Annotated in this window: 12 protein-coding genes; 5 read left to right on the top strand and 7 right to left on the bottom strand. The window is 47.6% G+C overall.

Annotation, left to right across the window (positions count from 1 at the left end):
* The first annotated feature begins 33 nt into the window (after positions 1-33).
* The gene (locus MKY85_RS12650) at positions 34-672 is read left to right on the top strand and encodes a hypothetical protein (RefSeq protein ID WP_342572738.1); all 639 of its coding nucleotides are present in this window, start codon (positions 34-36) and stop codon (positions 670-672) included.
* Between the two features lie 94 nt (positions 673-766).
* On the opposite strand, the gene MKY85_RS12645 is transcribed toward MKY85_RS12650, so the two are convergent.
* Both MKY85_RS12645 and MKY85_RS12640 read right to left on the bottom strand, forming a co-directional pair.
* Positions 767-2,002 (bottom strand): multidrug effflux MFS transporter, encoded by a 1,236-nt coding sequence (locus tag MKY85_RS12645; protein ID WP_342572737.1) that lies wholly within the window; start codon positions 2,000-2,002, stop codon positions 767-769.
* A 6-nt stretch (positions 2,003-2,008) separates the two neighbouring features.
* Entirely contained in the window at positions 2,009-2,752 is a 744-nt protein-coding gene (locus tag MKY85_RS12640; protein WP_062834047.1) for a GTP pyrophosphokinase family protein, read from the bottom strand.
* A 301-nt stretch (positions 2,753-3,053) separates the two neighbouring features.
* On the opposite strand from MKY85_RS12640, the gene MKY85_RS12635 reads away from it, so the two are divergent.
* Both MKY85_RS12635 and MKY85_RS12630 read left to right on the top strand, forming a co-directional pair.
* Positions 3,054-3,887: a prolyl oligopeptidase family serine peptidase gene (locus tag MKY85_RS12635; protein ID WP_342572736.1), complete on the top strand. Its 834-nt coding sequence runs from the start codon at positions 3,054-3,056 to the stop codon at positions 3,885-3,887.
* 85 nt (positions 3,888-3,972) lie between these two features.
* Positions 3,973-4,689 carry a YoaK family protein gene (locus MKY85_RS12630; protein ID WP_339242047.1) on the top strand — a complete coding sequence of 239 codons (717 nt, stop codon included), beginning with the start codon at positions 3,973-3,975 and terminating at the stop codon, positions 4,687-4,689.
* A 47-nt stretch (positions 4,690-4,736) separates the two neighbouring features.
* Here MKY85_RS12630 and MKY85_RS12625 read toward each other — a convergent pair whose 3' ends face one another.
* On the bottom strand, positions 4,737-5,633 hold the full coding sequence (locus MKY85_RS12625) for a LysR family transcriptional regulator (protein ID WP_342572735.1): 897 nt from the start codon (positions 5,631-5,633) through the stop codon (positions 4,737-4,739).
* A 137-nt stretch (positions 5,634-5,770) separates the two neighbouring features.
* On the opposite strand from MKY85_RS12625, the gene MKY85_RS12620 reads away from it, so the two are divergent.
* On the top strand, positions 5,771-6,475 hold the full coding sequence (locus tag MKY85_RS12620; RefSeq protein ID WP_342572734.1) for an O-methyltransferase: 705 nt from the start codon (positions 5,771-5,773) through the stop codon (positions 6,473-6,475).
* 77 nt (positions 6,476-6,552) lie between these two features.
* Entirely contained in the window at positions 6,553-7,866 is a 1,314-nt protein-coding gene (locus MKY85_RS12615) for an MFS transporter (RefSeq protein ID WP_339242041.1), read from the top strand.
* A gap of 139 nt (positions 7,867-8,005) precedes the next feature.
* Here the strand turns inward: MKY85_RS12615 and MKY85_RS12610 are convergent, their stop codons facing one another.
* From MKY85_RS12610 to treP, 4 genes are all read right to left on the bottom strand, one after another.
* On the bottom strand, positions 8,006-8,209 hold the full coding sequence (locus MKY85_RS12610) for a hypothetical protein (RefSeq protein ID WP_339242039.1): 204 nt from the start codon (positions 8,207-8,209) through the stop codon (positions 8,006-8,008).
* Positions 8,210-8,285: 76 nt separating this feature from the next.
* Positions 8,286-8,564: a YkgJ family cysteine cluster protein gene (locus MKY85_RS12605; protein WP_339242037.1), complete on the bottom strand. Its 279-nt coding sequence runs from the start codon at positions 8,562-8,564 to the stop codon at positions 8,286-8,288.
* A gap of 211 nt (positions 8,565-8,775) precedes the next feature.
* Complete coding sequence (locus MKY85_RS12600) at positions 8,776-9,627, bottom strand: chemotaxis protein (protein WP_342572733.1); 852 nt, start codon at positions 9,625-9,627, stop codon at positions 8,776-8,778.
* A gap of 444 nt (positions 9,628-10,071) precedes the next feature.
* Entirely contained in the window at positions 10,072-12,090 is a 2,019-nt protein-coding gene (treP, locus tag MKY85_RS12595) for a PTS system trehalose-specific EIIBC component (protein ID WP_342572732.1), read from the bottom strand.
* Between the last annotated feature and the right edge of the window lie 12 nt (positions 12,091-12,102).

Here is a 12,102-nt window from a genome sequence, read left to right as displayed (position 1 = left end):
TGGCGGCATTCACGTATAGGCGGATGCCGCCATATGCTGAATGCAGAATACGACGACAGGAAGGATGTTCTATACATGTATTACGAATATAGTCCTTATCTAAGTTATGGAGAAGACCGCTCCTTTCAATTGCCTCCACTATTCCCAGGAGGTGGCGGTGGCGGCATCCCAGGTGGTCAGACGTATCCGGGTACCCCTGGAGGTCAAGGCTCCTATCCTCCATTCATTCCAGGCGGAGGACCAGGTCCATATATTCCTGGAGGCATTCCGGGTACAGCACCGGGCGTACCTGCGCAACTGGCACAAGGCAATCTGCCAACGCTGCTTAGCGCCTATCCGCGTCCGGTAGGTCAGCCTCCCGCAGAGATGCTTTTTCTGTATAACCTGATCAAAAGCAGCCCGGGTCTGCTTCCACTCTTCCTCCAGCAACAGCCGCAAAGTCTCACTCAAGCTGTACAATTTGCACAGACGGGTGCAGCGGCACCGCGAGAAAACGAAGAACGTGCACTGCCCAACTTTTGCTATAACCGATGGTCCCTTGTCTTCACATACAATGATGTGTACCTGATGTGGCCTGCCATCAATCTGTTCGGTTTTGTAGTGGGGTACTTCTATCCATTTCTCACGCCAGGCATACTGTCCAATACACAGATTTTGTTTGCGCTCTGCTAAACTTGTCCTTAGCGACAGCAAAAGCCTCATTTGGAAGTATGATTCCTTCCAAGTGAGGCTCTTGTTCGTTCTTTTAATCAAAGAATCCGTATCGTTAACTCAACGCCTGATCCATCTGACGCTTCCTGCCCCGACTGACCATTAGGAAATAAATCAGCAAGGCACCGAGATCCGCACACGCGATAACGATTCCCATTGGCACAGCTGTACCTTCTCCTCCGAGACCAACTAGCGGAGCGACAATGCCACCGAACAGGAACGTCATCACACCAATAAGCGCAGACGCACTTCCTGCCGACTTCTCCTGATTGGCCATCGCCAGAGCGAAGGACGCAGTATTGACCAGTCCAACACTGGATACCACCAAAAATAACGGAATCAGTACAGAGATTAGATTACCTCCCGCCAGAATGGCGATGAGCAGTGATGTGCCTCCCAGGGCCGCGGTTAGCAGCCCCGCGATTAACAGCCGGGTTTCAGATACCTTACCTGCAAGTCTGCCGGCAACCTGACTGGCCAGAATAATGCCAAGCCCGTTGATGGCAAAGCAGATACTAAACATTTGCGGGGATACCCCATATATTTTCTGAAGCACAAACGGTGAACCGGATATGTAGGCAAACATGCCAGCCGCCACGAAACCCTGGGTCAACGCATACCCCATAAACTGACGATCGCCTGCGATTTGACGAAACGTAATCAACGTCTGTTTCAATCCCCCGCTTGATCTGCGGTTGGAAGGCAATGTCTCTCCAAGGCCGAAAATAACAGCCAACAGCGTCAGTATACCGATGAGGCTAAGTAAAATAAATACGCCGCGCCAAGACGTATACGTCAACAATTGTCCACCAATAATCGGTGCAGCAATCGGGGCTACGCCGTTGATCAACATTAACAGGGAGAAAAACCGTGTCAGTTCCGGGCCCGAATATACGTCTCTGACGATTGCCCGCGAGATGACGATCCCTGCCGCTCCGGCTACACCCTGAATGAATCGCAGCACAACAAAAGAGCCCATCGTAGGGCTGACCAGACAGAGTATGGAAGCAATGGTATAGAGCACAAGTCCTGCAATGAGCGGTGTTCGTCGACCACGTACATCACTTAGAGGTCCGGCAAGCAACTGCCCAACCGCAAGTCCAATCATACAAGCTGTCAAACTGAGTTGGGCATACGAAGTTGATGAACCAAACTCATCAGCCAGTGTAGGTAATGCGGGTAAATACATATCCAGGGACAACGGCCCGAAGGCCGACAGCGTCCCCAGAATTAAAGCCATCCGTACACGGGATGTGGGATTCGTGTTCAATGAAGCTATTGTACTTTTCATCGAGTACTACTCCCCGCTACCCAGCAGTTTGAGCAAGTTGGACGGCAGTGTGAACTGTTGGTTGTTAATAATGATACGGCGCAGTTCTTCTTCATCCCGCTCGTTCTCGGCGTCCTTAATCTCCTGAATTTCCCGGTGAAGTCGTTCCATCTGTTGATCCAGTGCATTGGCGGAGTCTGCCGCACTCTTTAGCTCTCTCGTCAAATGCTCGGGAACATCCTTATTGTATTTATAAAAAATCTTATGCTCTAGACTCGCCCAGAAATCCATCGCAATCGTACGAATCTGAATCTCCACACATGCTCGTTCCTCGCCATTGGACATGTACACAGGCACTTCCACCAGGAGGTGAAGGCTTTGGTAGCCATTTGGCTTCGGATTCTCGATGTAGTCTTTGACCTCCAGTACACGCAGATCGCTCTGGTTGCACAGCATATCCTTAATGCGATAGATGTCCGAGATAAAGGAACATGTAATCCGTACCCCGGCGATATCCTTGATATTTTGCTTGATGCTCTCAAACGTTAACTCATGATTTTTGCGGAACATCTTGTTCATAATGCTCTCAGGTGATTTCAGTCTGGACTTTGTATGCTCAATTGGACTGTAATCATGCAGAGACTGGAATTCTTCCTTCAATACTTCAATTTTGGTCTCCATTTGATCCAGAGCAAATTTATAGATCATCATAAATCTCGTAATTTCATATTTAAATTTCTTGAATTGATCGATTGGATGTGGAGCATTCATCATGGCTTTCTTCCTTTCTTTCTGCACACTAAAGTTAGTTTTATGAATATGAGGACAAGCGGTCAATCCACATGTCTCCTGAACCATTATAAATCATCTGAAGCCAATAAACGAATTTCTCACCTTCGGGATGGCGATTTAGCTTAGAAGGTATGGGAAATTATTAAACGAGCATCATATAGAAGCATCCCTGTCAAAGGGCCGTTCATTTGCCGTTCATGACTAATAAAAGAGGTGAATCACCCTGCTCTATCAAGTGACGTATTCATCCGATACACTTCGGGTTAAAGCTTATTTATTCTTGCCACGAGGTTGTTCATTACCTGATACTACGACATATGAATCTTCTTATCCCCGCTCTGCCTCAACTGCCTTTCCGGACTTCACTTCCACACTTAATTCTCTACATCTGCAACCACTCGCCAGCGACTACCCTGCTGCAAACATACCTGATATCGCACACCCACGGGAACAGTGGCCAGCGCTGATCTATTGTCGCGGCGGACTTGGCAGCTATGGCGGGGTAAATACCGTTTGGCTTGAGCAGTTTGTACAACAAGGTTATATCGTGTTCGCCCCATCCTATCGTGGCAACGAAGGTGGTGAAGGCCGTGACGAGTACGGCGGAAAAGATGCCGAAGATGTGCATGCTGCTTATCGGTTGATACAGCGTTTACCTTTTGTCGACCCGAAACGGATATCATTAATGGGGTTCTCGCGTGGGGCCATTAATGCTGTACATACGGCAACTGCCTACAATGAGGGACCGGATAAAGTACATAAATTAGTTCTTTGGAGCGGTGTTTCCGATGTGGAACGCACTTACCATGAGCGAACCGATCTGAGGCGCACATTGAAGCGGGTATTAGGTGGTTCCCCCCGCGCAGCTCCGGAAGCGTACCTCGCCCGTTCTCCCTTATCCAAAGCGAACAAACTATCTTGTCCGGTGCTGATCATGCATGGTACATCGGATACACAGGTGAATTATAGCCATGGAACCCGAATGTATCACTGGCTTAAGCGCCGAGGTGCAAACGTCACATTCCACGCTTATGGCGGGCAGGATCATCATTTTCACGAGAAAATACATGAATCTGCGGTAAACAATATGTTTGATTGGCTCGCTGCACCTTAGCCAGCGCTATGAATTTCATTTTGAAGAAGCATGGGTTATGGCTGTATACTGGATGGGCTACGTTTCTTTTGAAAGGACGGATAGAATGAATCAAAGTACCCTCCAAAAATACGCCATGCTGCTTCTCTGTATGTCTGCCGGAATGGTGGATCTGATCGGATATCTGGGACTGGGGCATGTGCTGACAGCCAACATGACAGGAAATATTGTTTTATTGGGTATTGCCATTGCCCGAGCTCAGGAATTTGTTGTGCTCCGGTCACTGCTCGCTCTCATTGGTTTTATTGCGGGCAATGCCATTGCAGCACATATGGTTGGACCTGTGCAGACCAAAAATGGCTGGTCTACTAAGGTTACCGCCGTATTTACAGTTGAAAGCATATTGCTCCTTCTGTTTGCAATCGCCATGATTAGCCCATTTTCAGAACAACTGTCCTACCTGTTAATTGTCATCCTGGCCGTTGCCATGGGAATGCAAACAACTGCGGCACGTCGAATCGGCATTGCTGGCATCTCAACAACCGTGCTAACCAATAATTTGGCCGCTGTGGTTGAGGACACCGTAAGCATCCTTAAAAGACTGCGACATGCTAATATTCGATCGTTAGTCACAGCCCTGTCTACAGACGCCTACCTTCGTGCAGGTGCTGTTGTCATCTATTTGGTCGGTGTCATTGCAGCCGCACTGCTATTCCACCGTGTGCCCATGATCGCAGTCTGGATTCCCGTCCTGATCATTGGCGGTGTAACCCTGTACGCCCGATTACACGCATGGGGAACTTCACAACAAAGTGAAGGTTAAATACCGAATAAGCAACCCTCTTAATCCTTTAAGTGCAATCGCACTATTTATTTCATCAATGCAGCTTCTTGCCGAATAAACTTGACCAGATGCTGTGCAGCAGGTGACAACACTTCCCCTGCTCGTGTACATACGGCAACCGTATTTCTCAGCTGTACTTCTCGAACAAACACACGTGCGAGCTTACCTTGCCGCACATCTTCCTTCACAACCAAAGAAGATATGAAGTTGGCCCCATAACCTGCCTTCACCGCACTGATCGTTTCATTCAGCCCGTTGAACTGAAGCGCAATGCGGGGAGCGGCCAGGTTATTGGTTGTACATAGGGACACGAGTCGCTCACGTGTAGCACTGCCTTCTTCGCGCATGATAAACGGTTCTGCCATCATCTCTTGCAGCTTGATTTCTTTGCCCGCATACGGATGGTCTGGGTGCACAACAAACCACATCTCATCGTCAAACAATTCGTCCCATTGGACACCCACATGTGTAATACCACTCCCACCATACACTGCAATCTCTGCCTCATAGCGAAGTAACTGGTCAAACGCCATCCGGGTGTTGGTTGTGCTCACAACAATCTCCACATCCTCGTGCATTTGCTTGAACCGCGCAATCCAGGCCGGCAACAGAAAATTCGAAGGCAAATAGGTTGCTGTAAGACGGATCAGTCCTTTTTTGCCCTCCCGAAAATCCTGCACAAAATTCTCGACATCCTGCTCCAGCATGAACAGCCGTTCCGCATAACCAGTTAACTGTATCCCTGCATCCGTAAGCACCAGTCTTCTCCCCTCCGAAACAAAAAGCTGAATTCCCAATTCACGTTCAAACTTTTTCACCTGGGAAGATACAGCAGGCTGACTAATATTCAGTTCCTCTGCGGCACGAGTGACCCCGCCATATCTCACGATGGCATGAAATAATCGTAATCCATGCAGATTCATGTGTTACACCTCTTCCATATCAAATACATAACTTAAATTTATACTAACATACATAATATATATTTTATTTATACAATTACTCCAGCTATAGTTGAATTATGAAATCCAATACAAGAACCAAGGAAGGAACATTGAAGATGAAAAATACAAATACAACCGATCTCCAGCATACCTGGACCCAAGTCGATGACTACATGAACGATCTGCTGATCCCCTCCGATTCCCTGCTGGAGCAAACATTGCAAACCAATGCCGAAGCTGGACTGCCCGCTCATGACGTAACACCCAATCAAGGAAAGTTACTCCAGCTTCTGCTGCAAATCCAAGGCGCATCCCGTGTACTTGAAATCGGCACATTAGGGGGCTATAGTACCATCTGGATGGCAAGAGCGCTGCCGGAACACGGACGTATCGTCTCCCTGGAATCGGAATCACGCCATGCGGACTTGGCGCGAACCAATATCACACGTGCAGGACTTATGCACAAAGTTGATCTGAGAGTTGGTCCTGCCCTGACCACCCTTCCCGATGTTCAGGAAGAATACAGGGAACCGTTTGATATGATCTTCATCGATGCTGACAAACCGAGTAATCCCGATTATCTGAGATGGGCCCTGAGACTGACTCGACCGGGAAGTCTTATTATTGGTGACAATATCGTCAGAGACGGTGAAGTGATTCGCACGGACAGCACGGACCCCAGAGTTCAAGGCGTTCGATCATTCCTGCAGTTAATCGCGGATCACCCCCGGCTTGAAGCTACAGCACTGCAAACGGTGGGAAGCAAAGGTTACGATGGATTCGTCATTGCTCGTGTGTTGGATAACCCTGAACCAAAATAAACAGTGGTCAATTCTTCCGCAAATTCCCCTTTCCTGTTAAACTGGAATGACTGCACAGGCAGACTGGAGGGAACCACTTGAGAGTTTTACAACAGATTCATGCTGAAATTCGCGGCTGGTCCCGCAATATTCAACTTTTTTTCCTGGCAAGCATTCTGTATCAGATCGGAAATGGCATGTTCTCTGTCTTGTACAATCTGTACATTCAGGGGCTGGGTTATAATGATACAATGAACGGCCAGATCGTAAGTATTCAATCACTCGCAACAGCCATTATGTTTGTTCCTATCGGTCTATGTGGTGATCTGTTCAGTCGCAAGCGGCTACTCATTACCGGGGCGCTATTCAGCGGAATCTTCCTGATCGGACGCTCCTTCGATTATTCAGCTACAGGACTGATCTGGTTCGCGGTATTTTCCGGCCTTTTCGCTGGTGTATTCCAAGTACTGGCCATTCCTTATCTAGCGGAAAACGTCAAGAAAAGCCAGCGGCTGAAGATGTTCAGTTATTATTCATCCCTTGTGCTTGCTTCCCAGGTGCTTGGTAGCCTAGGTGGCGGTGTATTCGCAGATTTGTTACATACGGCAGGACTCGCCAAAGTGACGGGACTTCAGACGGTATTATTTGTTGGTGGTGCAGCAACACTCGCTGCATTCATTCCACTGTTATTTGTAACCGAGGACAAGGCCGTCCCGCAGACAACCACTTCGGCGCAATCTGATCCTCAACCCAATGCAGATCTTAAAGAACGTTTGACAAATACCGTAAGCACAAATGATTCAGTCACCAAGAAAAAAGATTCCCGACTGATTGGTCAGTTTGTAGTAACCCAGTTATTAATCGGATTAGGTTCAGGACTGGTTGTCCCATACCTAAATCTGTATTTCACCAATCGCTTCTCGGTATCTCTGAGTGGCATGAGTCTGCTGATTGCACTTGGTCAGATTATGACGATAGTATCCATGCTAATTGGTCCTACCCTGGCCGCAAGGGTCGGGAGTGTACGAGCCGTAGTCATTTTCCAGGTTATGTCGCTGCCCTTCCTTCTATTAACAGGTTTCACCAACCTGCTGTTCATCGCTTCATTGAGTTTCTTATTCAGACAAGCGTTGATGAATGCAGCCAATCCCATTCATTCAGCCATCCTGGTGGATCGCATCTCGGACAAGCGCCGCGGGATCGCCAATTCACTGATGCAGACTGCTTTTATGATTGGATGGGCTACCATGGGCCCTGTTCAATCCCATCTGGTCACCACATACGGAACGTACTGGGGTTACGCGATCACATTCAGCATCACAGGCAGTTTATATGTCATTTCATCATTGATGTACTACGTAATGTTCAGAGAACCCAAGCCTTCGGCTGCCTCTCTCGCAAGAGAAGCATGAACTGGACAATAACAGCCTGATTGTTCCCATGCCAAAGAGAGTACCCTCTTGATATCACATCCTGCGGATACTCTCTTTTATTTGTACAGACTTCACTTCAGCGACATTAGGCATGTTCGATCATAAGCAAAATGACGACCTATGAATAAATTCGATTGTACATCCAGCCCACAATGCCTACCGTAACTACCGTTGCCCCAATAATAAATGCATAATACCCCATCTTGCTCTTGGACCCCGAAGTCTGATGGTCATAATAATCCGAGTTACGTCGGTAAAAGCCCATCCATAACTCTCCGATCATATTCACAACAACCAATACAAAACGTTTAACAAGCCCCATTGTATTCGCATCTCCTCTCCAGATCTACCTTCTTCCATATTAAGTATAATTATCCTATTTAATTAAAACAAGTCAATCAAACGACTTTCGGTGCAATGACAGTCGGTGCAGTTTCTTGCTCCAACCAGGTTAGAATATCAAATGCTTCCTGATCGGTGCTACCGCACATCTCTTCCTCAGCCTGCAATCCACTGCATACGGCAGGTCGCTCTTTTTGGCCAAAAATTCCGCAGCGATTATCATCTGTAAGCTGCACACAACGTACACCTGCCGGCTTGCCATGAGCCATGCCCGGTATCGGTGATGATATGGAAATCGCGATACAACATGCGGCACAGCCTGTCCTGCATTCCATACGTATTCCCTCCTAATTTCAATACACTTACAATACATGTTCAAAAAGATCAGTTTTCAGTACCAAGAAGATGGGATGAAGCTAGAAATGGAGTAGCGGAGCGTAGATAGAGCTACGTGAGCAACGGACATTTCGGCTGAATTCCATATTCGATGCTGATGATGCCATTAGGCATCCTTCGTAATCAAAAGTGGACTTTTTGAACTACCTCTTATATTGAACGATTTATCCAGGTCCATGTTCTAGCCAACCCCTGCGCGATTCTCCGATTCATGCTTCGATTGGAAAAATACCCTCCATGGCTTAGCGGATTCCAACTCATAGCTACGCCGCCGGAGTTCACTTCAATGTCTTCTTTGACCGCTTTCTCATAAGCCGGATCAATGTTGCGTAATGGATAACCCAGAATATCATCCCGATCGTAGAAGTTCACCCACTCCCCTTCCAGTCCGGCATAATACTGATTCACCTGGGCAGAGGGCACCTGAATTGGGCAACTAAAGTCATGGTAACGCAAACTCCATAAAGGCAGGGTTGTACCAAACGAGTAAAAATTAGTAAGCGTATCCCCCCGCTCCAACGCCGAGCTCACATCCACAACCTCAGGAATACGACTGGACGGATATTGCAGATCATAGAAGAAGTTACTCGCGATTACGGCACCCAAACTATGGGCAACTACACAGAGCGGAGCTTCGGGTCCGTTACGCTGTGCAAGGGTATGCATCGCCTGATTCAACGTTCGATGTACGGCATCATAGTTATGGCCTTGATTTTCCACAGGTTGATATGCAACCGCGTCAGCCAGGTAATGGATGACAAATCGTCGCAGCGACTGGTAATTCAATCCCGGAGAGCTGACGAGCTGTTGAAACAACATCTCTTCCCGCTCCTCAAATACATCCGCCCAATATACGGGCTCAATATCCAGCATCTGTTTGGAGGCTCCAGGCAAGACCATCACCTTGTCCAATTCCTTATGCAAAGAAGTAATCAGCTTGTCCGCGTACCCATCCTTCCGCATACCCAGCCCATGAATGACCATCACCGCAATACGTGTCATGGCTCTCCTCCTCATCGATCGCTAGGATCTCTTACTCCACCATATGAACGCCACCACTCGAACATGCCTGAAGCATGTTTTATTAGAAAACATACTATATAAAATGAGCTAAAGAATATTTACACTGCACACTCCGATGACAGAACAACCTTCCGATCACTGTTATCCCCAGATTTTTTTATTCCTTTTATAAAGGGTAAATCTGGGGATAGCATATGCTTCCGATGTAGCTTTCTTGCAGAAAGCTTTTAGCTCCTCTTCTTCAGGTCCTTTCTGTCCTCTCCGTTTTGTGTAAATGTTTAGTTCAATCTATATAGGAACCTGTATTTCAAAAATGTGATTCTTCCATTTTATATACAGTTTACCATGATAACCATGGAAATAACGATCATACAGCAAAAAGGAGCTGCACATCACGCAGCCCCTTCATGTTGTTATATTTAATTAACCTTTCAGATGGACCTTCAACACACCATTTTGATTAGAGGTAACATCACCTGTCGTGACTTCCACCCGTTCAACCATATCTTGGCCATCTGGAATGATAATCGGTGTAATCAGCGGGTATCCCGCATCTTCAATGACCTTACGATCAAACTCCAACAGCTTTTGCCCAGCTTTTACATGCTCGCCAGCTTCGACATGCATATTGAAACCTTCACCCTTGAGGGATACCGTATTAATCCCGATATGGATCAGAACTTGTAGTCCACTCGCGTGTTCAAGAATCACGGCATGTTTACTCTTGATCACATGAGCGACTTGAGCATCGAACGGAGCTACGACCAGGTTGCCGGAAGGCTCAATGGCTACACCTTCACCCATCTGTTTCTCGGCAAAAGCCGGATCAGGTACTTGCTCCAGTGACACGGCCTGGCCTGTTAATGGTGCCATAATTTCAAGCGTATTTACTGCTTCGTCCCCTACTTGAGCTGCACTACTTGTGCGCTGGTTTGGTTCAGTTTTGGCAGTGGAAGAGGTAACCGCCGAAGCAGATTGCGATGTAGCCGCTGTAGGCTCAGCATCCGTTCCGTTGCTTGCATTACGATCTTCTTTTCTCAGTTTGGCTCTGCCAAAAAGGACCGTCAGTACAAACGGTACCACCAAGACGATTGCCATTCCGATGAAGAATACGCCCCACTTGTTAGGGAAAATCGACAGGAAGCCCGGTACACCACCTACACCGATGGAAGTTGCCTGAACATTATTGATCGTCAGCAGCACACCACCAATTGCGGAACCGACCATACCGAAGATAAACGGATAACGGTAACGGATATTTACTCCGAAGATCGCCGGCTCAGTAACCCCGAGGAAGGCCGACACCGAGGATGTTGCCGCAAGTCCTCTCATTTTCTTCTCACGCAGGACAAGCATCATCGCAAGTGCCGCTGAACCTTGTGCGATATTAGACAATGCCAGCATCGGCCACAGGAACGTACCGCCCTGACTACCAATGAGCTGAACATCCACCGCGAGGAATGTGTGATGCATACCGGTGATGACGAGCAGAGCGTATAGACCACCGTAGATCAGACCACCCAGCGCCGCGTATGAATCGTATACATAGATCAAGCCGGACGTAATTGCATTCGCAATGGCGAATGTAACCGGTCCAATAATCGTAAATGCCAGGAATCCGGTAATCAGCAATGTAACTGGTGCAACGACCAGCAGTTTAATGGAATCATGAACTCTTTTGTTCAGGAAAATTTCCATCTTCGCAAGCAGATAGGCCGATACCAGTACCGGCAGAACCTGCCCTTGGTAACCGATCTTCTCAATCTCCCAACCAAACAAATTCCATGTTGGTACTGTGCCATTATTCACGGCATCAGCATAACCGTATGCACTCAGCAGATCGGGATGTACCAGAATGAGACCAAGCACGATCCCGAGCAGCGGACTGCCGCCGAACCTTTTTACAGCTGCCCAACCAATGAGAGCCGGCAGGAACGTGAAGGCTGTACTTGCAATCGTATTAATAATGGACGCAAGATCCTTCCAGGCTGGGTAGACATCCACCAGTGATTTTCCATCAAAGAAAATGCCTGGACCTGTCAGAATGTTATTAATCCCGAGCAAAAGACCTGCCGTGATGATCGCTGGCAAGATTGGAATGAAAATATCCGAGAGTGTTTTAATCGCTCGCTGAATTGGATTTTGCTTTTTACCAGCAACCGCCTTCACATCATCCTTGGAAGAACGATCTCCACCGGTAATCTGAATCATCTCATCATAGACCTTATCCACCAGACCAGGCCCAATAACGACCTGGAATTGTCCCTGGGAAGAGAATTGTCCTTTAACCAGATCATTCTGATCCAGGCTTTCGGTATCTACTTTACTCTCATCATACAAGGCAAACCGGAGTCGTGTAACACAGTGTGTTGCAGCTTCAATATTCTCTTTGCCGCCGACTGCCCGGACGATCTCCTCAACCTGTTTTTTATCAATTGCCATAGTGTCACTTCC

The sequence above is a fragment of the Paenibacillus sp. FSL R5-0749 genome (assembly GCF_038595085.1).
In the GTDB taxonomy this organism is placed as follows: domain Bacteria; phylum Bacillota; class Bacilli; order Paenibacillales; family Paenibacillaceae; genus Paenibacillus.
This window is presented reverse-complemented; position numbering and strand designations above follow the sequence as displayed.

Excerpts from the sequence above, each read along its gene's own strand:
- MKY85_RS12645 (WP_342572737.1), bottom strand. The coding sequence starts at position 2,002 with ATGAAAAGTACAATAGCTTCATTGAACACGAATCCCACATCCCGTGTA.
- treP (WP_342572732.1), bottom strand. The coding sequence starts at position 12,090 with ATGGCAATTGATAAAAAACAGGTTGAGGAGATCGTCCGGGCAGTCGGC.
- MKY85_RS12625 (WP_342572735.1), bottom strand. The coding sequence starts at position 5,633 with ATGAATCTGCATGGATTACGATTATTTCATGCCATCGTGAGATATGGC.
- MKY85_RS12620 (WP_342572734.1), top strand. The coding sequence starts at position 5,771 with ATGAAAAATACAAATACAACCGATCTCCAGCATACCTGGACCCAAGTC.
- MKY85_RS12630 (WP_339242047.1), top strand. The coding sequence starts at position 3,973 with ATGAATCAAAGTACCCTCCAAAAATACGCCATGCTGCTTCTCTGTATG.
- MKY85_RS12600 (WP_342572733.1), bottom strand. The coding sequence starts at position 9,627 with ATGACACGTATTGCGGTGATGGTCATTCATGGGCTGGGTATGCGGAAG.
- MKY85_RS12605 (WP_339242037.1), bottom strand. The coding sequence starts at position 8,564 with ATGGAATGCAGGACAGGCTGTGCCGCATGTTGTATCGCGATTTCCATA.
- MKY85_RS12640 (WP_062834047.1), bottom strand. The coding sequence starts at position 2,752 with ATGAATGCTCCACATCCAATCGATCAATTCAAGAAATTTAAATATGAA.
- MKY85_RS12610 (WP_339242039.1), bottom strand. The coding sequence starts at position 8,209 with ATGGGGCTTGTTAAACGTTTTGTATTGGTTGTTGTGAATATGATCGGA.
- MKY85_RS12650 (WP_342572738.1), top strand. The coding sequence starts at position 34 with ATGCTGAATGCAGAATACGACGACAGGAAGGATGTTCTATACATGTAT.